The organism is Myxococcus xanthus (assembly GCF_006402735.1).
Classification (GTDB): Bacteria; Myxococcota; Myxococcia; order Myxococcales; family Myxococcaceae; genus Myxococcus; species Myxococcus xanthus_A.
In genome coordinates, this window is record NZ_CP017174.1 from 244572 (window position 1) to 268625 (window position 24054).

The window sequence follows — 24054 nt, forward strand, 5'->3', positions numbered from 1 at the left end:
ACGGGCCCTCGTCATTCCGCACGAGGGCCCGTCACTGCCTCATGAGCTCGAGCTCAGGGGCGCCTCACGGCGCGGGAGCCAGGACGCACGTGCCGTTCTGCTCCACGTAGCCCGCGTCGCAGTGGCAATGGTCGCCATGGGCATGGCCGTGCTCGCCGCAGTCGAGCGCGGGCTCCTCGGCGACGACGCAGGTGCCGTCCTGCTCGGTGTAACCCTCGTCGCAGTGGCAGTGGTCACCATGCAGATGTCCGTGGCCACCACATTCCTCGACGGGCTCCTCGGCGACGACGCAGGTGAGGCCGTCCGCGACAAAGCCGTCGTCGCAGTGGCAATGGTCGCCATGGAGGTGCCCATACCCTCCACACTCGATTTCGTCGGAGTCGGAATCAGAAGCGCCGCAGGCGGCGAAGAGAATCGCCATCGCGGCCAGGAGGGCCAGTCGAAGAGGTCGAGGATGCATCACGGTTCCCGGCACATGGGTGAAATGGCGCGAAGCGTTCAGGCTGCTTCGGCGCGTCTGGCCGTATCTCACGTGCAACATTAATTCGCAACTGTGTTGCAGTAGATTCCTGGGTGCTTGATTCGTGGCTGCCGGAGCGCGCGCGGGGCCGGGTGGTGCCACCCGCTACCTGTCCGCAGGGCGTCCTACGTGCGTGCGCGCGCCGCCGTTGGGTATCGAGCATCCGGTGTCGCACTGCGGGGCGCGCTGTATCCGCTGGATGACGGGCGCGCGGAAAGTCGTGTGAGGTACCCGTCCCAATCGCACGCCGAGTGACGATGCATTGCCGCCCCTGGATTCAAAATGAGGGCAGTCATGGACGGACTTCGAGCAGGTGCCGTGGTGTTCCTTGCGTGCGCGGGCATGCTGGGAGCAGGTCCTTCCTGGGCGCAGGCGCCCCTGGAGGAAGAGCCCGACGAGGTGCTCTCCGAGGACCAGCTGGAAGCGCTGCTCGACTCACCCGTGGCGCAGCCGTCCGACGGAGAGCTGTCCACCGCGGCCTTCGGGCCGGAGCAACTGGCGCCGTACTTCGCGGAAGGCACCCTGGCGAAGGCCCACGCGGAGTTCCGGCGTGGGCGCTACGCGCGGGCGCGGAGCCTGCTGGCCCAGGAGGAGGCCACGCCGCAGGTCCGCTTCCTCATGGCTCAGAGCGCGCTGCTGGCGCGCAACCACGCGGTGGCGGCCGAGGAGTTCGCCGCGTTGGCGGACGGCTACGGCGCGCTGCGCGACCACAGCCTGCTGCGGGCCGCCCAGGCCAACGAGCGGCTGCGCAAGCTGGACACGGCCGCCGGGCAGTACCGCGGCGTGAGCCCGGGCTCGCCGCTGTACCCGGAGGCGCGCTTCAGCCTGTCGCGGGTGCTCCAGCGGCGGGGGGACATTCCGGGCGCGTTGACGGCGCTCCAGGAGCTCATCGACAGCCGCCAGTCGCGAGGGCCCGACGCGCTCCGGATGAAGGCGCTGCTGGCCATCTGCGACCTGGCGCGCGCACAAGGGCAGTACAACGCCGAGCACCGCGCGCTGCTGGAGGTGTGGGCCACCAGCCCGCTGTCGAACGAGGCGAGGCGCGCCGAGAAGCGGCTGAAGGGCCTGCCGCTGCCTCTCAAGTGGCGGGTGCGCCGCGCCGAGGCGCTGGTGGAGCTGCACCGCAACCATGCCGGCATGGCGCTGCTGGACAAGGTGGTGCCGCACCTGGAGATGCCGGACGAGCTGGCCTGTCGCGCGCACCTCACCTACGGCCGGGCGCTGCGCAAGGAGCGCAAGCACCGCCGGGCCATCGACGTGCTGGAGCCGATGGTGGCGGGCTGCACCGCGTCCGAGCAGCGGCCGCAGGCGCTCTACATCCTGGGCTACTCCCAGTCGGTGGTGGAGCCGAAGGCGGCCGTCACCACCTACGCCACGCTCGCCCGGGACTACCCGGAGCATGGCTACGCGGATGACGCGCTCTTCTTCGAGGCGTGGTTGCTCCAGCGCACGGGCGACGTGGATACGGCCCTGGCGCGCTACGAAGAGGCCGCGCGGCGCTACCCGGCGGGGAACTTCGCGTCGGAGTCGCTCTTCCGTGCCTTCTGGCTGCACTCCCGCAAGGCCAACGCCTCGGCGGCCCTGGCCGCGCTGACGGCGGTGGAGAACCTGCCCGAGGCGGCGCGCACGGACGAGGCGCTGTGGCGCTCGCGGTACTGGCGTGCGCGCATGCAGGAGTCCGGCGCCTCCGCGCAGGCGGCGCTCGATGCCTACGCGCACATCGCCGCCGAGCGCCCCGCGGCCTGGTACGGGATGCTGGCCCGCTCACGGCTCGCGCTGCTCTCTCCGGAGCGCGTGGCGCAGCTGTACCCCAAGCCCGTGCCTCCCGAGGCCATGGAGGGCACCGGCGGCTCCGGCCGCGATGACGCCCCGGCGGACGAAGCGGTGGGGGAGGTGGGCGAGTCCGAGGAGATCTGGCCGCTTCCGCCCGGCGCGCTGGCGAAGGACGCGCGCTTCAACGCGGGCGTGGAGTTGATGCGCCTGGGGTTGCCCGGCGCGGTGGAGGAGTTCCTCGCCGTGGATGCGCGCGCGCTGCCCGAGGCCCCGGCGCGGCTGCTGTATCAGACGCTGAAGCGCACCGGCCGCAATCGGGCCGCGCGGCAGGTGGCGCGCACCTCGCTGAAGCAGGAGGTGCACGGTCCGCTGAGCGCCGCGTCCCGTCCCATCTGGGAGGCCACCTGGCCGCTGGCGTACCGCTCGTCCATTGCCCGTTACGCACGGGCCCACCGCGTGGACCCCGACTTGCTCCAGGGCCTCATCCGCGAGGAGAGCCGCTTCAATGCCCGCGCGCGTTCAGCCACGGGCGCGCTGGGCCTGGCGCAGTTGATGCCGGCCACGGCGCGACAGGTGGCGGACTCACTGGACATGCCGATGCCGGGCGAGTCCGCGTTGCTCCAGCCCCACACCAACATCCGCCTGGGCGCGGCGTACCTGGGACAGTTGGTGAAGCAGTTCGGCGGCAACGTGGCCTACGCGGTGGCGGCCTACAACGCGGGGCCTCGCGCGGTGGAGCGCTGGCGGCATGCGCTGCCCGAAGCGGAGCTCGACGAGTGGGTGGAGCACATCGGCTTCGAGGAGACGCGCGAGTACGTGAAGAAGGTGCTGGGCAGCTATAGCGCCTACAAGCTGCTCTACGCGGACGAGCCCGCGCTGCTGCGGGACTTGCGCCTCAGTGACGCCAGCCGGCGGTGAAGCGCGGCGCCGCAGCGGAACCTCCAGGCGGCACGCTGCCGTGCCGCCCGGAGGAGGGGACTCAGAAGTTGAGGCCGCCGTCCACGTCGATGGTGCGGCCGTTGAAGTAGTCGCACTCCAGGATGAACTTCACGGCGAGCCAGATGTCCTCGGGCAGGCCGATGCGGCCCACGGGGATGTTGGAGACCAGCGCGTCGCGGGCCTTCTGGTTCATGCCCTGCGTCATCGGCGTCTCAATCATGCCCGGGGCCACCGCGCCCACGCGCACGCCGAAGGGGCTGAACTCGCGCGACCAGGTGACGGTGTTGGCCGCCAGCGCCGCCTTCGCGGACACGTAGTTGGACTGGCCGCGGTTGCCGTGGCGGGCAATGGACGACATGTTGACGACGACGCCGCCCTTCTGGCCGGACTCAGCGACCTTCGCCACCACCTCGCGCACCATCAGCGTGGCGCCCGTGAGGTTGACGCCGATGACGGCGTTCCAGTCGGCGGTGGACAGCTTCTTCACCTCGCCGGTGGTCCGGTCCTTCTTCACCAGCAGCGCGTCACGGAGGATGCCCGCGTTGTTGATGAGGCCGTTGAGGCCGCCCATGGCGCCCTGTGCCCAGTTCACGAAGGAGACGATGTCCTCCTCGGAGGACACGTCCAGCTTGCGGCGGTGGATGCCGGCGGGCAGCGCGGCGAGGCGCTCCTCGGCCACGTCACCCACGGCCACCTGGGCGCCCGCCTCGTGCAGGCGCTGCGCGAAGTGAGCGCCCATGCCCTGGGCGCCGCCCGTGACGATGATCTTCAGGTCCTTGAGCTGCATGTGTCTCTCCGGCAGGTGGGGTGGTACGAAATGCCGCGCAGGGTACGAAACCCCGACCGCGCTGGCCAGCGGCGAGCGATTTGAAACCTGAATCAATCTTCAACTTCACCGAAACGAAAAGCGCCGCGCCGTTTCCGACGCGGCGCGGCAAAGGCTCTCCGTCAGCGGCTCAACCCAGCTCGGCGGCAATCACGGCGCCCAGGCGGCGCATGCCTTCGGTAATCAGCTCCGGCGGGCGGTTGGAGTAGTTGAGGCGCATGAACTCCGGGCGCGGGGTGTTGGCGAAGAAGGGCGCGCCCGGCACGAAGGCCACCTTCTGCTCCACCGCCTTGGGCAGCAGCGCCTGGGCGTCCAGCCCGCCGGGCAGCTCCACCCACAGGAACATGCCGCCTTCAGGGTGCGTCCACCGGGTGCCGGCGGGCATGTGCGCCTGGAGGGCGTCCAGCATCGCCTGGGCACGCTCGCCGTAGACGGGGCGCAGCGACTCCAGGTGGGCCGCGTAGTCGAAGCGCGCCAGCAGCTTCACCACCGCGCGCTGGGCCAGCGTGGCGGTGTGCAGGTCGGTGGACTGCTTGGCGATGGCCAGGCTGCGCACGAAGTCGCGCGGGCCCACCACCCAGCCCAGGCGCATGCCCGGGGCCAGCGTCTTGGAGAAGGTGCCCAGCGACACGACGACGCCCTCGTCGTCGAAGGCGGCCAGGGACGGCAGGTGCTCGCCGCGGAAGCGCAGCTCGCCGTACGGGTCGTCCTCCAGGATGAGGAAGCGGTGCTCCTGGGCCAGGCGGACCAGCTCGCGCCGGCGCTCCAGGGACAGGGTGGTGCCCTTGGGGTTCTGGAAGTTGGCGACCACGTACACCAGCTTGGGCTTGTGCGTGGCCAGCAGGCGCTCCAGGTCGTCGGTGCGCATGCCCTGGTCGTCGCTGCCCACGGTGGCGAAGCGCGCCTCATAGGCGCCGAACGTCTGCAGCGCCGCCAGGTAGCTGGGGTTCTCCACGATGACGAGGTCACCGGGGTCCAGCAACACCTTGGCCACCAGGTCGATGCCCTGCTGCGAGCCGTTGGTGATGAGCACCTGGTCCGCGTTGGACTGGCGGCCACGTTTCTGGAGGTGGCCGCAAATCCACTCACGCAGCGGGCCGAAGCCCTCGGTGGTGCTGTACTGGAGCGCGGCGCGGCCTTCGGTGGCCAGGGCCTCGGCGTGAGCCTCGGCGATGGCCTCTAGCGGGAAGAGCTCCGGGGCCGGCAGGCCTCCCGCGAAGGAGAGGATGTCGGGCCGCTCGGCGACCTTCAGGATTTCGCGCACCGCGGACGTCTTGATGCGGGACATCCGCTGGGCCAACCGCCATACGGGCGGCGGGGGAAGGGGGGCGCTCATCGCGTCGGCGCTCATACGTCACGCTCCTTTTGGGGTGTCTGGAGGCACGCGGACATGCGTGTCCTCCTTCATGGACGTCAGGACGATGGTGGTCTGCGTGCGGGTGACTCCCGCGATGGTGCGCAGCGTTCCCACCAGAAGGGTGTCGAGCGAACGGGTGTTCGCCGTCTTCACCTTGAGAAGGTACGAGTCCTGGCCCGCCACGCGGTGGCACTCCAGGACATCCGGCAGCGACAACACCTTCGTCAGGAACTCGTCGAAGTACTTCGGGTGCTCGATGCTCACGCCGATGAAGGCCGTGATGTCCTTGCCGAGCTTCGCCGCGTCCACGCGGGCCGAGTAGCCCGTGATGACGCCGCGCTCCTCCAATTTGCGGATCCGCTCCGCCACCGCCGGCTGGGACAGCTTCACCGCACGCGACAGCTCCAGCTGCGTGGCGCGGCCATCGCGCTGCAACATGTCGATGATGCGGTGGTCTAGTTCGTCCAGGAACATGGGGGCGTTTGCCTTGAATTTATAGGCACTTTTGCGGGACGGCAGATAATTTATATTTGATGCTCCAAGGGTGCAACCCCGAACGTGACGTCCGGTCGCGTCGTGAACTGTGTTGGTGCTGGCGGTGGAAAGGTGTGCCGGTCCGCCGGGTGAGGCCTCGGTTGGACGGTGGCTGGAAGCTGGGGCGATCCATGGACGGAGGCATCTGCCTGGGGACCCGTTGACGCCGCGCGTTGTGTGCGGATGAACGGAGGGTTGGCTCCTGACTGTTCACGGCGCCGCGCGCCCCCAGCGCGCACGAGCGCCTTCCGCATCCCCATCACATCCGCCGCTACCGTGAAGTTGGCGACGTTCGGCGGCAGCGCCGCATGGACATCGGTGCTGGGGTGTGCCGAGCGGGGGCCGTGTTCGGTCGTGAATTGAAATTCATTGATTGAAGCGGTTACTCTTCAATCTCTGGGGGCGGACATGGCGAATACTGTTGGCGTGAACAAGATGTCGGTTGTCACCAAAGACAGTAACGGTGTCACCGTCGCTTTCCCTGACGTGTGCAAGACGCCAAGTCCGGCCGGGCCTGTCCCCATTCCCTATCCCAACATCGCGAAGTCCTCGGATACGTCGAAGGGGACCAAGAAGGTGTCTGTGGAAGGCAACCCGGTTTGCGTGAAGGACTCGAACTTCAGCACCAGTACTGGTGACGAGGCCGGTAGCGCTGGAGGTGTGGTCTCCGGCAAGACGAAGGGCAAGGCCGAGTTCGTCAACTACTCCTTCGACGTGCTGTTCGAGGGGAAGAACGTGGCGCGCGCCATGGACCTGATGCTCCACAACGACAAGAACACCCCGCCCTTTCCCGTCATGCAGCCCCCGGTGATTGCCTTGGGAGGCGCCTCTGAGCACGTGTGCGACGAGTGTGGCAAGCCGCGATAGCCCCCGGCCAGTACTCAAAGGACCACGCATGGACGCCTCAGACCCTGGTCGCAAGCGCGGTGCCCCGCCCGAATCGCTGACGGAACGTATTCTGGGTACCCAGGTGGGATGGGTGACAGGTGCCACCAGTGCTGGAGGGGCGCTCGTTGACTATGCCGGCAATTCGCACGGGCCACTTCCCGCCCGCAGCGCGATACCACTGGACCGCGAAGCCTTGACCCGTGCGGCCAGGGAGCGGCAGGGAGCCATCCTGCTCTTCGAGAATGGCGATCCATGCCTGCCCCTCTTGATGGGGCTCATCCATGCCCCCAGCAAGACGCCTTTGCTGGATGCCGTGCTTGAACCTCCCCTTGATGAGGCACCCATGGACGCCCAGGTCGACGGGCAGCGGGTGGTCATCGAGGGGCGCGACGAGGTCGTGCTGCGCTGTGGCAAGGCCAGCCTCACACTGCGCCGCAACGGACAGGTGCTCCTGCGCGGCATCAACATCCGGACCGAGGCGGACGAAGTGCACAAAATCAAGGGTGGCAAGGTTCAGATCAACTGACGGCACGGGGCCGCCACGCAGTGGGGCCATTGCACCAGACCCAGGAGTTCATCATGTCGAAAGAACAGCACAACTGGGACGACAAGAACCTCACCGTCAAGCACAAGGCGGTAAAGAACTCGACCGAGGGTGGTGCGTGTCTCAACCGGCACGACGGAAGCCGAGAGCAGAATGGCAAGGGCGTGGTGAAGGCAGTCTCCTGCAACCACCGCTGGCAAGGCTTCAAGAAGGCGCTGGAGAAGAAGGCGACCTACAACTGGCCCGCCTACGAAGCCTTGAGCAAGCAGAAGTCGTTCGCGATGGTGGTGCGCGCCCGCAGCGGCACTCGGCGGGTCCAGGCTCCCAACGGGGAGAACAAGGCCTGGGACGTCACGGCAGGGGGGAACAACTTCCGAACCAGTTGCAACGTGCCCTTCTGGCACGAGGCGCACCACATCGTGCCCAACAACGTGCTCAAGTCCTGCATCGTCAAGGTGGGCGAGGGAAAGCCCTTGCAGGTGGTGTATGTGAAGAAGATTCGCAGCGGGTTGCTCAAGGAGAAGTACAATCTCAATCACAAGATCAACATGATCTTGCTGCCGATGGATAGGAGAGTCGCGCGGACCTTGCAGTTGCCCAGGCACCGGCTCACATCGGAGCACCGTTCGCACAGGGCCTACAGCAACCACGTGCGCGACAAGTTGAAGAAATACCTGAAGCTGGTTCAGAAGGCCGTCCAGAAGCACGAGGGGCCGCCCGCCGACTACAAGGCCTGCAAGTCGAAGATCGAGGCACTCTCCGAGACGCTGTATGCCAAGATCATCTCTGCGGGCAAGTTGATGGCATCTGGGCTGATGGAGGGCGATGCGCTGGATGAAATCCCGGCCAGGCACTTCGACAAAGTTCCCCCCAAATCGAATTTGAAGGGTCTCTTCAAATAATGAGCAAACGTGCTGCGACGGCAGGAAAGCTCCGGTTCTTCATTCTGGACAACATGGGCGACCAGGACGACCCGGACCTCTGCATGCTGGGCAACTTCATCAAGGGCATCGAGATGGACTCGTGGCGCGTGGCCGAAGGCGCACCCGTGGGGGCCATCCTGCCCAAGGATGCCCGCCTCTACATGGACAAGGAGAACCTCGGCATCCAGTTGTCCTCGCTGCTCGGTAATACGCAGCAGATGCTCATCGTCCACAAGGACGTGAAGGACATCATCCAGAAGCACTGTGGTGACGAGAAGGTGGAGTACCTGTCCTTCACGCTGTACGACCACCGAAAGCGTGTCTACAGCCGGGACTACTTCATCATCAACCCGCTGGGAGCCTTTGATTGCCTGGACATGGGCGCGAGCGATGTCCAGCGGGAGACGGAAAACCCGGAACGTATCGTCGAGGTGCTCGAGCCCGTGCTCGACCGGAAGAAGATGAAGAATGCTCCGCCGCTCTTTCGCATCGACGAGGACCCGGCGACCTATGTTCTGAGCTTCGAGCTGGCGAAGGAAATCAGCGAAGGTGACTTCAGCAATCTCCTCGTATCGGAGTTGAAGTTCAGCGACGCGTGACGAAGGCCATGCACATTCCGCCCGGCCCCCCACGCGAAGGGTTCACTCGAAGTCGGCGCCCTGGACGCATCCTCTGGGATGTCATGCAGGAGCACCTGGACGAGGCTGCGTTCCACTGGCGCCAGCGGGAGCGCGCGCTCGCCTCCTGGGAGGAGTCGCTCGAGGAGATCGCCGAGGGCGATGAGGCACGCCTGCTCGCGCACGTGGAAGGGCTCGTCATTGGAGGCGCACCCGTCGCCAGGAGGTTGCTCCTGCCCGCCCTGGAAGGCGAGGACCTGTGGCAGGTCGGTCCGGCGGCGCTCGCGCTCCTCGGAAGTGAAGGGGACGCGTCCCTGGCGCTTCTGCTGCGGGAGTTGACCGAGGGGCCGGAGGAGTCGCGCCCCGAAATCCGACGCGCGCTCGAGTTCGCCGGCCGGAGCCGGTCCGAGGCCCTGCATCTCCCTCAGGTAGCGCGAGTGGGCCCGGAGGCCCAGGCGATGTTGCTGGAGGTGCTGGCCGCATGGCAGGCGGACCCGGGCTCAGCGCTTCCTCGGACCCTCGGCGCCGACGATGCGCCGGCCCTGTGGGTGGCCGCACTGCGTTCGGCGCGCTTCACCGCGCGACCGGTCGCGGAGGGGTTTGTGCGGCAGGGGCTGGCGCATGCCGAGGACTCCGTACGATGCGCGGCCCTGGAGACGGGCCTCATCCTGGGGCTGCGCGAGCCGTGGCAGGCGTGTCGGTGGCTGGTGGGGGCGCCGGATGAGGCTGGCCGCCTGGCGAGGCTGGCGCTCGCGCTAGGCGGGGAGCCTGCGGACGTGAAGCTGCTCCTGACGGCGGCAGAAGAGTGGCGGCTCCGCGAGGACGCGCTTTGGGCCCTGGGGTTCAGCGGGCGAAGGGCCGCGGCCGAGGTGCTGGTGAACGTCATGCAGCGGGAAGAAGCGGGCTCCCGGCTGGCGGCCGAATCACTCGCAATCATCACCGGACTCGACCTCACGGAGCACCTGCTCAGGGACGAGCCGGACGACGAAGCCCCTTCATCCGCGGAGGAGGGCACTGGCGACACGGGAGCGGCAACGGGCGCATGGCGGGTTCCGCCGCCGCCCGGCCGTGTGCGGTCTGCCTCTGTGTGTGCCTGGTGGCAGAAGGCGCAGACACGCTTCGACGAGCGGGGGCGTTTCGTCCGGGGCGCACCCTGGAGCCCCGCAGCCGTGTTCGCGGAGTTGACCCGTGGGCCCGCGTGCCTGCGCCCGGTCTGGGCGCTGGAGCTGGCTGTCCGCACCCGGGGCGGCCTTCAGGTCGCGACCTCGGCGCGAGCAGCCTTCCAACTGCGGCAGCTCCAGGGCTCGGCGGCGCTGCGTCTGGATTCGACTCCCCGCGGTTTCGACAGCCTGATGACCGCCTGAGGGCGGGAGCGTTCTTTCTTGGTGAGGTCCCTTGAGTCTGGTGCTGATAGCGACCGGTGCGGTAACGAGCGTCGGACATTCCGTGGATGCCGCCTGCGCTGCGATTCGCGCCGGTGTCTCGCGGCCCCGGAAGCTTCGGGAGTTCCGGGTGGTGGAAGAGGAATCCCAGGAGGACATCCCCGTGTCGGGCCACCCCATCCGGGGCTACACGGATGGCTTCCAGCTCATCGGCCGGTGGCTGCGGCTGGCGCAAGGTGCCGTGGAGGACATGCTGTCTCATCCCGGCGTGTCGGGCATGCCTGCTGCCTTCTGGCAGAAGACGGGGCTCGTTGTCGTGACACCCCCCGCGGACGACGAGGTCTTCCTGTCGGAGCCGGGAGGGGCGCTGGAACAGATTCGCGAGAGCTACCTCCATCCGCTTCATCGCTCGCTCGGGCTGGCCATCGCCGAGCCGAACGTGGAGCTCATCCCCATCGGGCACGCGGGCACCGCTGCGGGCCTCGTGCACGGCCAGCAATGGATGGCCTCGAGAGGCCTGGAGCGCGTGCTGACAATCTCGGTGGACTCGTACATGGACGAGTTGCTTCTCCATCAACTCGCCAGTCATCGCCGGCTGAAGACCGAGGACCATCCGGTCGGGTTGATGCCGGGGGAGGCCGGCGTGTGCCTGCTGGTGGAGACGGACGTGAGCGCGCGTCGCCGGGGAGTGGAGTCCGCCATCCTTATCGACACGATTGCGACCGGCAGGGAGCCCGACCACTTTGGTTCAGGGCGGCAGAACATGGGCCGCGGGCTCGCCGCGTGCATCCAGGAAGTCCTGTCGCGTCTGCCGTCTCCCTTTGACGGAGACATCTACGCCGACCTCAATGGCGAGCAGTGGCGGTCCCATGAGTGGGGTTGTGTGCGCGTCCACCTCGGGCCGCGGCTCGGAGCGGCTCGGCTGCACCTGCCCGGCACCTACGTGGGAGACGTGGGGGCGGCTAGTGGCGCGCTAGGAGTCTGCCTGGCCGCGCACGACCTCTCGCGGGGCCATGGCCGACAGTCTACTTCGCTCGTGATCTCCAGCTCCGAGCACGGTGAGGTGGGCTGCTTGTCACTTCGGAGGAGCAACGCATGAGCGCCGTGTATCTGCCCGTCTACGTCCAGAATGCGCTCGAGGACAACCTGGAGCTCCTTCCGCGCATCCGTGCTGGTGCACCTCAGCGCAAGGTGCTCGCGTTCTGTCAGAACTTCCGCATCGCGGGCATCGGGAAGCTCTTCCTGGATGGCTCGCCCGACGCGTTCCGCTTTCACCTGCACCAGAGTGGCCGCGCCTTCGCCTTCTTCAGCGCGCACGCATCGGAGGAGGGACGATTCGGGAGCAAGGCCCTGCCGTTCTTCGACGCCTTGGCTGCCGGCGACCTTCAAGGTGCGGAGGAGATTGCACGTCACTCCCGGCGTACGTGGGTCCAGGGAAAGGAGTATGAGGAGGATTTCCTCTTCGTGGAGTTTTGTATGCAGCACGCCTGCCTGGGGGCGTCGCGAGCCACGCTGGAGGCGCTGCTCGAGCGCTATGAGAAGGCGCTCGAGGGTTCGGAGGACTTCCGGCTGGACGTCTGCAGGGCGCTCATGGAAGCCCGCGAAGATGATTTCAACGCGGCGCTGGAGCAGTACCTGGAGGCGCGGAGCGACGAGTGGGCGGAGCTCGAGGACAATGGAAGCGTGGCTTCCGAAGTCCTCGTCACGGAGGGGCGCTTTTGCGTCGAGGGGCTCAGCCTGGTCTACATGGCTGAGCGCCAGGGGTTGATGACCGAGCCGGACTACCTGCACATCCCCTCGCTCGCGAGGAAGGGACGTCCCCCGGCGTTTGATGCCCGCTCCTGGGAGCGCATCGAAGTGGAGACGGACTGAAGAGTATTGGTAACCGTTCACCGGTTCGTGCCTGCTTGAAGGGACTTCCGGGCAGCGAATGGTAGGCGGGAGAGGCCGTGTCACCGGCAGTCACTCAGGCCGAGGATGATGTGGCATGTCGTGCCCGCGCCGCCTCCCGCGCGGCAAGTCCCGACGCGCAACGGCTCCCGCTGCGAGACCGCGTGTACTGAACATTCAGAGTAGGCTTCGCACACGTCAGCGCCGCACGAGTGCTGACGCCGTGCGTCGAACGTGCGGTTTGACGCGCGGAGCCATCGACCGTGCTTTGACACCCTCCCTGCCGGGTGCTACCGCTAGGTGAAACATGAATCGGGCTTCAGCTTCTCAAGACCGCTCCGGACCCGTCACGCCGCGAGGCCAGAAGACGCGTGCGAAGCTGTTGAAGGCCGCGGAGTCGGTCTTCGGTGAGAAGGGCTACGAGCGCGCCTCCATCGCGGACATCACGCGCAAGGGTGGCGTGGCGCTCGGGACGTTCTACGTCTACTTCCCCGACAAGCAGTCCATCTTCGTCGAAGTGGTGGATGAGCTGGGCACGCGCCTGCGCCGGCTCATCGCCGAATCCGTGGCCGATTGCGAGGACCGCGTCGACGTGGAGCGCCAGGGCCTGCGCACCTTCTTCCAGTTCGTGCGGCAGCACCCCAATCTCTACCGCGTGGTGCGCCAGGCGGAGTTCGTGGATGAGGCCTGCTACCGCCGCTACTACGACCGCTTCGCTCGCGGCTACGTGAGCGGGCTCACCCGCGCCATGGAGGCGGGCGAGGTGCGGCGCATGGACCCGGAGGCGCTGGCCTACTGCCTCATGGGCATCAGTGATTTCCTCGGCATGCGCTGGGTCCTCTGGGAGGAGGACCCGGGGCTCGAGCGCGTCCTCGACACCGCGATGACGCTCATCTCCCACGGCCTGGACCCGCGTGCATCCACGGGCCGAAACACCGTGAAGTCCTCCGCTGCTTCGAAGCCGAAGTCGAAGCCCAAACCGAAGACCCTCAAGAAGAACACCCTGCGTTCCGCCCGCCGACCGGCGCGCGGCGCCCGGAGCTGACGAACACTCATGCGATACGCCCAGATTCTCTCCACTGGCCGCTACGTCCCCGAGAAGGTCCTCACCAACGCTGACGTCGAGAAGATTCTCGGTGAGAAGGTGGATGAGTGGCTCCAGCAGAACGTGGGCATTCGCGAACGCCACATGATGGCGGATGACCAGGCCACCTCCGACCTCTGCGTGGGCGCCGCCCGCCAGGCGCTGGAGCGCGCGGGCACGAAGCCGGAGGAACTGGACCTCATCATCATCGCCACCGACACCCCGGACTACCTCAGCCCCGCCACCGCCTCCGTGGTGCAGGCGAAGCTGGGCGCGGTGAACGCCGGCACCTACGACCTCAACTGCGCGTGCGCGGGCTGGGTGACGGCGCTGGACGTGGGCTCGAAGACCATCACCGCGGATGACAGCTACCAGCGCATCCTCGTCGTGGGCGCCTACGGCATGTCGCGCTACATCAACTGGAAGGACAAGAAGACCGCCACCCTGTTCGCGGACGGCGCGGGCGCGGTGGTGCTGGGCGCGGGTGACACGCCCGGCTTCATGGGCGCGAAGCTGCTGGCCAACGGCGAGTACCACGACGCGCTGGGAGTCTACACCGGCGGTACGAACCGCCCGGCCACCGCGGAGTCGCTGGAGCTCACGGGCGGAAAGCCCGCGGTGCAGTTCGTCCGCAAGTTCCCGGCGACGTTCAACACCGAGCGCTGGCCCATGCTGCTGGACCAGCTCCTCAAGCGGCAGAGCCTGCAGCTGGACGACGTGAAGCAGTTCGTCTTCACGCAGCTGAACCTGCGCACCATCGAAGCCACCATGAAGATCCTGGGCCAGCCGATGGAGAAGGCCCACTACACCATGGACAAGTGGGGCTACACCGGTTCGGCCTGCATCCCGATGACGCTGGATGACGCGGTGGTGCAGGGCAAGGTGAAGCGCGGCGACCTGGTGGCCCTGTGTGCCAGCGGCGGCGGGCTCGCCATGGCCTCCGCCCTCTACCGCTGGACGGCCTGAGTCACGCCATGACGGAGGGCGCTCACATGTTCATCGGGGACTGGATGGGCCGTGGCGCCCTCTACTGGCCCGACAGTGTCGCGGTGGTGGACCCGTCCCGGGGTGACGCGGGCCGCTTCACCTACCGCGCGATGAACACGCGCGCCACCGCGCTGGGCGGCTGGCTGCGTGACGTGGCCGGCGTGAAGAAGGGCGACAGGGTGGGCATCGTGGCCCACAACGGCGTGGAGTACCTGGACGCGCTGTTCGCCTGCGCGAAGATTGGCGCCGTCTTCGTCCCCTTCAACTGGCGCCTGCACGCCGCCGAGCTGGCGGACCTGGTGCGCTCCATCCGTCCCGGCGTGCTCCTCTTCGGCGACGACTTCCGCGACACCATCGCGGACGTCCGCGAGCGCCTGGGCGGCGGCCCCCGGCTGGTGTCCCTGGAGTCGCAAGGCCTGCCGGGCGCGGACGCCTACGCTGCGACGCTGGCCCACGTGCCGGGCTCGCCGGTGACTCAGGACGCGGTGTCCGAGGAGGACATCCTCTGTCTCATCTTCACCGGCGGAACGACGGGGCGCTCGAAGGGCGCGCGCGTCAGTTACCGCATGGTGGCGTGGAACACCCTCAACACGTTGGTCCACGAGGTGCGGCCCGGCGACGTCACGGTGACGCACACGCCCATGTTCCACACGGGCGGATTGCTCGTGTACACGCTGCCGCTGCTCACCGTGGGCGGCACCGTCGTCCTCATGCGCCGGTGGGAGCCGGAGGTGCTGCTGGACCTCGTCCCCCGGGAAAAGGTGACGCTCTTCTTCGCGGTGCCCACGCAGTACCAGCAGCTCCTGGAGTCGCCGCGCTTCAAGACGACGGACTTCTCCTCCGTGCGCTTCATGACCAGCGGAGGCGCGGCGCTGCCGGTGCCGCTCATCCAGGCGTGGCAGGCGGTGCACCCGGTGCCCTTCAAGCAGGGCTTCGGGATGACGGAGTTCGGCCCGGGCCTCTTCAGCATGGGGCCGGAGTACGCGGTGTCGAAGGCGGGCTCCATTGGGCGGCCCAACTACTTCATCGCCGCGAAGCTGGTGGATGACGACGGCCGGGAGGTCCCCATGGGCGAGGTGGGTGAGCTGCTCCTCAAGGGCCCCTCCATGTGTTCCGGCTACTTCGAGGACGAGGCAGCCACGCGCGAGACCATCGACCCGGAAGGGTGGCTGCACACCGGCGACCTGGCGCGCGTGGACGCGGATGGCTTCTTCACCATCGCCGGGCGCAAGAAGGACATGTTCATCTCCGGCGGAGAGAACATCTACCCGCTGGAGCTGGAGTCCGCGCTGTACGAGCACCCCGCGGTGGCGCAATGCGCCGTGGTGGGCATGCCCGACGAGAAGTGGGGCGAGGTTGGCCGCGCCTTCGTGGTGTTGAAGCCGGATGGGAAGGTTTCGGCGGAGGCGCTGTTGGAGCACCTGCGGGGACGCGTGGCGCGTTTCAAGGTGCCCAAGCGCGTGGAGCTGATGGAGCGCCTGCCCATCTCCGCGGCCGGAAAGATTCTCAAGCGTGAGCTTCGCGACGCGGCCGTGGCCGCGGACCGGGACAGCTCGCGTCATTGAGCGTGAACGCACCTTGAAGGACGGGCCACGCCAACGGTGGCTCGCTGCCTGTCGACTGTCGCGTCAGCCCGGCGATGCCCGCCGGAGGAAGAGGAGCAACCCATGAAGAAGAAGCTGCTGCTGTCCGCGGTGATGACGTCTGCGCTGTCCCTGGTGGGCTGTGGTGAGAGCGACCCGGTGGACAACACGCCCAACCTGAGCACGCCGCAGGGCATCCTGGCGTTCGTGGAAGGCAAGACGCTGACGATGACTGGGGCCAACATTCCCAGCCATCCGAACGGCTTCAGTGAAGACATCAACTTCGGTGCCAGCTCGCAGTGTTATCAGCGCGTCACCATGACGGTGCAGGGCGGCAACTTCCGGGTCGACAGCATCCCGGGCACCATCGAGGGCGCGCCGAACGCGGGCATGTCCGGCACCTGCAACCCCGAGCTCCCGCAGAACGCGCTGTCCTTCACCTCGACCGTCGTGAGCATCGAGAACGTGCAGGGCGACGGCGAGTGCTTCGACGTCGCGTTCACCTACCCGGGCTTCCGGCAGGTGGGCCGCGGCGCGTTCTCCGCGGACCGGCGGACGCTGGACCTGGAGCTCTTCTTCGAGGGCGGCGCCACGGGCGCCAACTGCGCGGCGGGTGGTGTGGGCTCGGCCACGGTGAACCAGGTCATCGGGGGCGAGAGCCGGCCGTTCGATGGCAAGGCGGTGCAGCGCTACACCATCGGCGGCTAGCGTGAGTCCCGCTGGAAGGGAGGCGTGCTCCTCCTCCCTTCCTTGTGGGGCCCGTGCCCGGCGGGTGCCGTGTGGCGCGGGCGCGGCAGGGGTGGAGCACGGCCTCGCGAGGCGGGCAGTCCGCGGGCCACGGAAAAAGTCGAGCACGCAGACGTTCGCAGTCCGGCCGGAAGGCTGGGAGCGCCCCCGCGCATGGGGCCGAGGTGTTTATGGCACGGTGGTGGTTGTCCGAGGCACGCAGGGCGGCGCGGCGGTCCGCGGGAGCCCTGGCGTTGGCGCTGGCGGGTGTGTCGCTTCCGGCGGCGGCGCAGAGCACGCCGGTTCCCGGCCTTTACTACGGTGAGTGGAACGACGAGGCGAACCGCGACGAGGACGCGAAGCCGAGTCAGTTCAGCCTCATCAACTACTTCTTCACGCGCGTGTCGGTGCAGAACCAGGTGGGTGACCCGGCCGGCCTTCGCGGCGTGTCGCTGGGCCCCATTGGCATGCCCGCGGGAAGCGCGGTGCGCGCCGAGCCCGGCCTGTCCGCGTACTTCATCGAGCAGCGATGGATTCCCGTCATGGAGTACAGCCCCCACTTCGTGGACGGGCTGGCCTCCTTCCGGGCCCAGTTCGAAATCGACTACATGTGGGGCCGGTCGGCCAACGCGCTTCAGCAGAACGAGGGCGGCGGCTTCAACGCCGACCAGGTCAACATCCAGACGAAGAACGTCAACGTCGCGCTGTATCCCACGCGCAAGCCGCGTGAGCTGACGTTGCTGGTGGGCACGCAGCCCGTCTACGACAACGTCTACGACCCCACGCGCACGCCGCTGTCGGACATCACCCGCACTGGCTACAAGATGAGCTTCCTGGGCAGCGATGCCACGGGCATCTCCCTCTTCAGTGGCTACAAGGGACTGGCCAAGCTGAGCCTGATGCCGTTGGGCACCGCGCAGGCGGACAAGGGCACGCGCAACGACCCGCGCCTGAAGTACATCTGGCTCATCACCGGTGACTACGTCTACCCGGTGCGGCCCAACACCAACGTGGGCCTGTCGCTGTGGTTCCTCAACGACCAGACGAAGGGTGACGCCTACGCCTTCGAGGGCCTGGTGAAGAGCGGCCCGTCCTCCACGGGCCTCAACACCTTCACGGGCACGGCGCGCTTCGATATCGCGCGGCCCACGGGCAACGTCTTCTGGGCGGGCGCCAACTTCAACCACAACATCGACTTCCGCACGGGCCGGTTCGGCGCGTCCGGCTTCGTCATGTACAACGGCGGCAAGTACGTCAGCGACGACCCGGAGCGCTCCGCCCTGGCCGAGCTCAACATCTCCGGCGTCTCCGCCAACCTGGAGCTGATGTACCAGTGGGGCCGCGGGCCCGCGGACATGCTCACGCTGGAGGGCATGTACACCACCGGCGACGACGACCTCTCCGACAGCCGTTACACCGGTGCCTTCACGCTCAACCAGTACGGCCTGCCGGGCGCGGTGTGGTTCAACCACAAGATGCTCATCCTGTTCCCGTTCACCAGCACGGTGAACAACTACACGGGCGCGGTGACGGACATCTCCAATCAGGGCTACGGCATGCGCGCCGCCATCGCCACCGCGGCGTGGGACATGGTGCCCAACAAGCTGAACCTCAAGCTGGGCGTGGGCACCGCCACCTCTGACGCGGCCCCCGTGCGGTGGACGCCCGAGGTCGAGCGCGGCCGGTACATCGGCACCGAGGTCAACGCGGAGCTGCGCTACCACATCCGCTACCTCATGACGGCCGGCCTGCACGCGGGCTACCTGTTCCGGGGCAGCTTCTACGACGGTTCGCCCACCATCCGGACCAATCCCTTCTCCGTCTTCACCACCTTCACCTGGTACGCGTTCTGACCATGAGCACCTCCCGCGCATTCACGGCCCTGCTCCTCGCGGCGGGGCTCTCCTCCGCCGGTTGCGTGCGCTCGTACGCGCACCAGCCCGCGCTCTCCTTCCAGGATTTGGACTACACCTCCGAGGGCTCGAAGCAGCCCTGGCCGGTGAAGCGGATTCCGCTTCCGCGCACCGCGAATCAGTACGGCATGGCCGTGGTGCCCCAGATGGCCTACGTCGACCTGCCCGGCAGCGGCCCGGACGCGAAGGCCGTCGTCTTCATCCACGGCCTGGGTTCGTACCTGAAGTTCTGGCGGGCGCAGTTGGACGCCTTCCAGCAGCAGGGCTACCGCGTCATCGCGGTGGACCTGCCCGGCTACGGCAAGTCCGACAAGCCCGGCACCTTCCCGTACACCATGGAGGCCATGGCGGACGCGGTGCTGGAGCTGGTGGACGGCCTGGGTCTGGACAAGCCCGTGCTCGCCGGTCATTCCATGGGCGGGCAGACGTCGCTCTCCTTCGCCATCCGCTACCCGGAGTCGCTGAGCGGGCTGGTGCTGGCGTCGCCCGCCGGCTTCGAGAAGTTCAGCTGGCGGGAGAAGGAGTGGTTCGCGCGGGCGATGAGCTCCGAGTTCATCAAGTCCGCGCCGGAGGCCAGCATCTGGGGCAGCGTGCGCCAGGCCAACTTCATGCACTGGCGGCCGGAGCTGGAGTGGCTGATTGAGGAGCGCGTGCGGCTGGCGAAGTCGCCCGAGTTCGACGCCTACGCCTACGCCAATGTGCGCACGGTGCGGGGCCTGTCCCACAACGACTTCGTGCGCGACAACCTGCACCGCGTCACCGTGCCCACCGTCATCATCTACGGCACGGATGACCGGCTCATCCCCAGCCCCTTCCTCCACGGCGGCGAGGCGCGCGGCATCATGGAGTACGGCGCGTCCCACATCCCCGGCGCGAAGCTGGTGGCGCTGGAAGGGTGCGGTCACACCGTGCAGCTCGACTGCACGGAGCGCTTCAACGAGGCGGCCTTCGCCTTCGTCCGCGACGCGGCGGCGGGGCGCATCGAGGTGCCGTCCGCTCCCGCGAAGGAGGAGGCGCCGCGGCCGGAGTCTCCTCCCGGGCCGGCGTCCGAGCCGCTCACGCCGGAGAGTCTGCCTCCGCCCACGCCGGGCCAGGAAGGCGAGCCGACGCCGGGCGTGCTGCCCCAGCCGTAGTGGGGTGTTGAGTCGGTCCACCTCCACCCTTTCGCGAGGGTGGAGGCGCCCGTGTGGAGACGGTTACGGGATGGTGTGGTTGACCACCATGCCGTACTGAACCTCCGCCGTCAGGTCCTTCGAGTTGAAGTGGCCATAGGGGTAGCCGGTGTAGCGCTTCTCACCCGTCTGCCCGGGGATGCGCGACGTGTACTCACCATAGACGATGCCGTCGTAGCCGATGATTTCGTCCGCCGTGGAGTAGATGGTGTAGCGGAAGGCGCCCTCGTAACCGCTCGTCGAGCGCAAGTCATTGAGGTACGTCGAGCGGCCGGTGACGCTGCCCCAGAAGAGGTAGCCCGGGTACAGGCCGTTGGTGGAGCCACAGGTGGGCGTCGACGGGCCGGACATGTAACAAGACGTCAGGCCCAGGTTGGCGCCGGCGATGCCGACGAAGGTGTCCACCGAGGACGTGAGCGGCGCGCCCACGTTGTATGTGCCGCCGTCCGCCGCGTCATGGGCCGTGCCGCCGAGGATGGCCTTGCGCGCCAGCGTCACGCCCATGGAGTGGGCGATGATGTCCACCTTCGAGGCCCCGGTGTACGCCTTCACCGCCTCGATGAACTTGCGCACCTTCATCACGTTCTGCTTGGAGTGGTACTGGTTCGCCGACTGGAGCGCGTTGGCCGGGCCCCACGTCGTCGCGTACAGCTCGCTCGTCTTGTAGCCCTGCGAGTGGAAGTACTCGATGGAGTTGGTCCAGCCCGTCTGGCCGAAGACGCCCGAGCCCACCGCTTTGTCCGAGTTGCCGTGGATGAAGATGACGGGTTGTTTCGTCACGCTGTCGGACGCGCTGGCCTTGCCGCCGTAGCTTCCGCCCGTGATGTCCGCGCGAACGAAGTCGTAGCTGTTGTAGCCGTTGGACGACAGCCAGTTCCGGAAGTGCGTGGTGGCGCCGGAAGTGGAGACCGCCGCGGCTTCCACCGCGCCGAGCTCCTCTTCGTGCGGCGCGAAGTCCTCGCCGCAGCCGGTGGTGATGCCAAGCAGCAGCGTGCTCGCGAGATACAGCGAAGGCCTCAGTCGCATGGGCATACTCCTCTGTTTGTTTTTGGAAGACGCGTCCGGAACAGGAACTGTCCTCGAGCGCGATACACAGTCTAGAGACATCTCGCGCGCGCGTCTTCCGCTGACTGGACGTGCGCGGACGTTGTCGCGTTGCGTCGCGTGGTAAGCAACGGGCCATGCGCGCACGCAAGGTCGTCATTCGGAAAGCAGGTGGGTATGAGCAGCTCCACCTTGAAGAGGTGAATCAGGATTCACCTGGATTCGGTGAGGTCCGGGTGGCCACCGAAGCCATTGGGGTGAACTATGCGGACTGCGTCATCCGCATGGGGCTGTACGCCTCCGCGAAGGAGTATGTGGGGTGGCCCATCACCCCGGGCTTCGAGTTCGCGGGCCACGTGGATGCCGTGGGACCCGGCGTGGAAGACCTGGCACCCGGAGCGCGGGTGTTCGGCGTGACGCGCTTCGGTGGTTACGCCACCCACGTCACGGTGCCCCGTCACCAGGTGTTCACATTGCCCGCGCGGCTGAGCATGGAGCAGGCCGCGGGGTTCCCCACGGTGTTCCTCACCGCGTACTACGCCCTGTTCGAACTGGCGCACCCGCGGCCGGGCGCCAACGTGTTGGTGCACTCGGCGGCGGGCGGCGTGGGTGGGGCGCTGCTCCAGTTGGGCCGCATCGCCGGGTGCCGGATGGTGGGCGTGGTGGGTGGGACGCACAAGGTGGAGACGGCTCGCGCGCAGGGGGCGGAGGTCGTCATCGACAAGAGCCGGGAGGCCTTGTGGGCCGCGGCGGAGCGGGCGGCACCTCGGGGGTATGACGTGGTGCTCGATGCGAACGGGCCGTCCACGTTGCGCGACAGCTACAAGCACCTGGCCTCGCCGGGGAAGCTCGTCATCTACGGCTTTCACTCCATGCTGCCGCGCACGGGCGGCCGGCCGAACTACGCGAAGCTGGCCTGGGACTGGCTGCGCACGCCGCGGTTTGATCCGCTGACGCTCACCAACGACAACACCAGCGTGCTGGCGTTCAACCTGTCGTACCTGTTCGAACAGCGCGCCGTGCTGGAGGAGTCCATGGCGCGGCTCCTGGGCTGGTTGGAGGAGGGGAAGCTGGTGCCGCCACCGGTGAAGTCGTTTCCGTTGGACGCGGTGGCGGATGCGCACCGGGCACTGGAGTCCGGCGGCACGGTGGGGAAGCTGGTGTTGGTGCCGTGAGGGCGTGCTTCAGAGGGGGAGCTGCGCGCCCTGCAGGGTGAGGAGGCTCTGCGGGACGACCCATGCCGCCTCCGGGTCGGAGAGCACGCCGAGGTACGCGCCCGGCACCACATGGGGGCCGTGCGCCACTGGGACTCTCAACCGGAGGGGAACCTGTCGCGGCGCTGGGTGGGACGGGTGCCACGGGGTGACGTGGAGGTCGAGCAGGTAGTGAGTGATGCGGCCGTCGTTGTTAGGCACCTGCTCCACGATGGCCGAATCCGTGATGCGCGCCCACGTCAGGATGGCGCGGCGCACGTGTTCGACGTGCTCGGCCTGGTTGTTCTGGCGGGTCTTGCGCTCCTGGTTGAACCGGAGCGCGGCGAAGCTCCACGCCAACAGTCCTCCGATGAAGCCCACCATGGCCACGGCGCGCTCGTTTTCGTAGAGGGCGTAGGCGCCCAGTAACGGAAGGCCGATGCCGATGATGATGGCGTTCGTGGTCCCTTGATAATGCGCGGGCGGCTTCGGCTGAACGCGCAGCGGTGGAGGCGGCCACGGTGGCGTGGCGCCCTCGGCGAGGGTCGACGGCGCAGGGCTCAATGCAACGAGCTGGGTGTTGTGGTGCGCGAGCATGTTCGTGACGACTTTCTGTGTGCCTGGGATGACGCACATTCAGGCCGTGCTGCGTGTGTCCCGGCACATGCTATCAAGCACGCGACGGCACGGTCGAAAGCCCCATTCTTTCTATCGAGCGGGCCGAGGCGCCTGTTGGGGAACCGCGTCCTTCGCGGGAGGACTCCGGGGACGTGCGCGTTGGCGCTCCTGCATCATCGCGTCGATTCGGCGGCCCAACGCGGGGATTCGCTGCGTGTAGCTGATGGACGTGCTGACGTAAGGGAAGCCGTCTTCGCCCTTCGCGAAGTCAGCCGCGTCGGCCACTTTCTCGTCGTAGTAGCGGTAGCCCAGGTTGGACATGAACACGACAATGTATCGGCGCCAGGGTTTGCCGGGCAGGGAGCGGACGATGCCGCCGTCGCTGCCGTAGTTCTCCGTCAGCCCTGTCTTGTGGAGGAATGTGACCTCCGCCGCCGCGTTGCAAGGGCGCGTGTCCCGGCCGAAGGCGGTCTCCGCCGCCGTCACCGTTCCGTCCTCGGAGTTCACCCATCGCGTTGGGACTGACGCGGGGATGCCTGGCTTCGCGCGGGCGTCCCCGCACAGCAGCGTGGATGACAGCGCTTCGTGCAGTGCCTGTTCGGCGAGCAGGGATTGGAGGTGGGCTCTGGACGGGCCAGAGAGTTCCTTCGCCGTCACCTCGCGGCCCGAGGCGGTGCGCCAGAGGACGCCAGGGCCTCCTTCGATGAGCAGCAACAGCCGCGCGGTATCCAACGCCGTCATGTGAATCTGGCCGGGGTTCCAGCTCCGGCCAGTCACCGGGGAGGTGCCGTGGATTTGCAGTGTGTCCAGGCCCAGCGCCGCCAGCTCCGCGTTGAGGCCCGCCATTGCGCCTTGCTCGTGGAGCAGCTTCACCAGTGCCTCGGTGGCGGTGTTGTCCGATTCGGTCACCATCGGCTCCAGCCAGTCACGTATCGGGCGCGTGCCCTTGTCCTCGGTGTCTCGGAGGAAGCGCCAGGGCTGGTCCAACGTGAGCTGACCCTGGTCCACCCACCGGAGGACGCGAAAGGCGATGAGCAGCTTGAAGAGCGAGGCGGGGTAGGGCGCCATGAAGCGGAGCGGCGCTTTGTCTCGTCCGGGGACCAGGGCCTCCGTGGGGAGGGCCTCATGGGCGCCGCTGTCCCAGCGGTCCAGATTCCACGCTGTGTAACGCACTGCCGTGGTGCCCAGCGTTTCGACGTCGATGGGGACGATGGCGCCAGCTGGGTAGTCGCGCGACAGCAGCACGTTGGCGGCGGCCGTGGGACGGCTCCGGGCATCCAGTTCGATGACGGCGACGTCGACGTAGGGCGCGTGGGCGATGCGCGCACCGCCGCGCTTGAAGTCGAGCACCTGGTCAAAGCCTGTGTCCCGCACGGCCGCGAGGAGTGACTGCTCCAGAGTGGCGGAGGCTTTGGCGCGGCGTGTGCGTTCGGCGCGCGGCAGCCGTGTGGATGCGGCTCCTGCTTCCGCACACAGCAGGAGGAACATTGCGACGAGCAGTGATGGGCGGGATGGGGGCTGCATGTCGTGTGGCCCTCCGA

General features: G+C 67.6%; 22 protein-coding genes. 15 read left to right on the forward strand and 7 right to left on the reverse strand.

Annotated elements, in window-relative coordinates:
* Positions 1-64 precede the first annotated feature (64 nt).
* Complete coding sequence (locus BHS09_RS38475; RefSeq protein ID WP_161604841.1) at positions 65-460, reverse strand: hypothetical protein; 396 nt, start codon at positions 458-460, stop codon at positions 65-67.
* A gap of 354 nt (positions 461-814) precedes the next feature.
* Here BHS09_RS38475 and BHS09_RS00990 point away from each other — a divergent pair, with 354 nt between their 5' ends.
* Positions 815-3211 carry a lytic transglycosylase domain-containing protein gene (locus BHS09_RS00990; protein ID WP_140796932.1) on the forward strand — a complete coding sequence of 799 codons (2397 nt, stop codon included), beginning with the start codon at positions 815-817 and terminating at the stop codon, positions 3209-3211.
* Between the two features lie 61 nt (positions 3212-3272).
* Here BHS09_RS00990 and BHS09_RS00995 read toward each other — a convergent pair whose 3' ends face one another.
* From BHS09_RS00995 to BHS09_RS01005, 3 genes are all read right to left on the reverse strand, one after another.
* A complete protein-coding gene (locus BHS09_RS00995) occupies positions 3273-4019 on the reverse strand; it encodes an SDR family oxidoreductase (protein WP_140786667.1) in 747 nt (248 codons plus the stop codon).
* Between the two features lie 169 nt (positions 4020-4188).
* Positions 4189-5409 (reverse strand): aminotransferase-like domain-containing protein, encoded by a 1221-nt coding sequence (locus BHS09_RS01000; RefSeq protein WP_140786668.1) that lies wholly within the window; start codon positions 5407-5409, stop codon positions 4189-4191.
* Between the two features lie 3 nt (positions 5410-5412).
* Positions 5413-5889, reverse strand: coding sequence for an Lrp/AsnC family transcriptional regulator (locus tag BHS09_RS01005; protein ID WP_140786669.1), 477 nt, complete (start codon positions 5887-5889; stop codon positions 5413-5415).
* A 468-nt stretch (positions 5890-6357) separates the two neighbouring features.
* Here BHS09_RS01005 and BHS09_RS01010 point away from each other — a divergent pair, with 468 nt between their 5' ends.
* The 13 genes from BHS09_RS01010 (at position 6358) to BHS09_RS01070 (ending at position 19619) form a co-directional block, all read left to right on the forward strand.
* Complete coding sequence (locus BHS09_RS01010) at positions 6358-6816, forward strand: DUF4150 domain-containing protein (RefSeq protein WP_140786670.1); 459 nt, start codon at positions 6358-6360, stop codon at positions 6814-6816.
* Between the two features lie 28 nt (positions 6817-6844).
* Positions 6845-7363 (forward strand): DUF6484 domain-containing protein, encoded by a 519-nt coding sequence (locus BHS09_RS01015; protein ID WP_140796933.1) that lies wholly within the window; start codon positions 6845-6847, stop codon positions 7361-7363.
* 53 nt (positions 7364-7416) lie between these two features.
* Positions 7417-8283, forward strand: coding sequence for an AHH domain-containing protein (locus BHS09_RS01020; protein WP_140796934.1), 867 nt, complete (start codon positions 7417-7419; stop codon positions 8281-8283).
* Complete coding sequence (locus tag BHS09_RS01025; RefSeq protein WP_140796935.1) at positions 8283-8903, forward strand: hypothetical protein; 621 nt, start codon at positions 8283-8285, stop codon at positions 8901-8903. Before BHS09_RS01020 ends, BHS09_RS01025 begins: the two co-directional genes overlap by 1 nt.
* Positions 8904-8986: 83 nt before the next feature.
* The gene (locus tag BHS09_RS01030) at positions 8987-10285 is read left to right on the forward strand and encodes a TIGR02270 family protein (RefSeq protein ID WP_161605111.1); all 1299 of its coding nucleotides are present in this window, start codon (positions 8987-8989) and stop codon (positions 10283-10285) included.
* An 82-nt stretch (positions 10286-10367) separates the two neighbouring features.
* Complete coding sequence (locus tag BHS09_RS01035; protein ID WP_140796937.1) at positions 10368-11402, forward strand: hypothetical protein; 1035 nt, start codon at positions 10368-10370, stop codon at positions 11400-11402.
* Positions 11399-12175 carry an Imm49 family immunity protein gene (locus BHS09_RS01040; RefSeq protein ID WP_140800577.1) on the forward strand — a complete coding sequence of 259 codons (777 nt, stop codon included), beginning with the start codon at positions 11399-11401 and terminating at the stop codon, positions 12173-12175. Before BHS09_RS01035 ends, BHS09_RS01040 begins: the two co-directional genes overlap by 4 nt.
* A 325-nt stretch (positions 12176-12500) precedes the next feature.
* Entirely contained in the window at positions 12501-13238 is a 738-nt protein-coding gene (locus BHS09_RS01045) for a TetR/AcrR family transcriptional regulator (RefSeq protein ID WP_140796938.1), read from the forward strand.
* Between the two features lie 9 nt (positions 13239-13247).
* Complete coding sequence (locus BHS09_RS01050) at positions 13248-14243, forward strand: 3-oxoacyl-ACP synthase III family protein (RefSeq protein ID WP_140796939.1); 996 nt, start codon at positions 13248-13250, stop codon at positions 14241-14243.
* Positions 14244-14251: 8 nt separating this feature from the next.
* Positions 14252-15829 carry an acyl-CoA synthetase gene (locus BHS09_RS01055; RefSeq protein WP_140796940.1) on the forward strand — a complete coding sequence of 526 codons (1578 nt, stop codon included), beginning with the start codon at positions 14252-14254 and terminating at the stop codon, positions 15827-15829.
* 36 nt (positions 15830-15865) lie between these two features.
* Complete coding sequence (locus BHS09_RS01060; RefSeq protein ID WP_140796941.1) at positions 15866-16555, forward strand: hypothetical protein; 690 nt, start codon at positions 15866-15868, stop codon at positions 16553-16555.
* 209 nt (positions 16556-16764) lie between these two features.
* Positions 16765-18426, forward strand: coding sequence for a hypothetical protein (locus tag BHS09_RS01065; RefSeq protein ID WP_237080120.1), 1662 nt, complete (start codon positions 16765-16767; stop codon positions 18424-18426).
* 2 nt (positions 18427-18428) lie between these two features.
* Positions 18429-19619 (forward strand): alpha/beta fold hydrolase, encoded by a 1191-nt coding sequence (locus BHS09_RS01070; protein ID WP_140796943.1) that lies wholly within the window; start codon positions 18429-18431, stop codon positions 19617-19619.
* Between the two features lie 63 nt (positions 19620-19682).
* Here the strand turns inward: BHS09_RS01070 and BHS09_RS01075 are convergent, their stop codons facing one another.
* Entirely contained in the window at positions 19683-20684 is a 1002-nt protein-coding gene (locus tag BHS09_RS01075) for a lipase family protein (protein ID WP_174259162.1), read from the reverse strand.
* A gap of 155 nt (positions 20685-20839) precedes the next feature.
* On the opposite strand from BHS09_RS01075, the gene BHS09_RS01080 reads away from it, so the two are divergent.
* Complete coding sequence (locus tag BHS09_RS01080) at positions 20840-21877, forward strand: synaptic vesicle VAT-1 family membrane protein (protein ID WP_140796945.1); 1038 nt, start codon at positions 20840-20842, stop codon at positions 21875-21877.
* Between the two features lie 9 nt (positions 21878-21886).
* Here the strand turns inward: BHS09_RS01080 and BHS09_RS01085 are convergent, their stop codons facing one another.
* Positions 21887-22492: a hypothetical protein gene (locus tag BHS09_RS01085; RefSeq protein ID WP_237080121.1), complete on the reverse strand. Its 606-nt coding sequence runs from the start codon at positions 22490-22492 to the stop codon at positions 21887-21889.
* 111 nt (positions 22493-22603) lie between these two features.
* Positions 22604-23887, reverse strand: coding sequence for a serine hydrolase (locus tag BHS09_RS01090; protein WP_237080122.1), 1284 nt, complete (start codon positions 23885-23887; stop codon positions 22604-22606).
* Positions 23888-24054 lie beyond the last annotated feature (167 nt).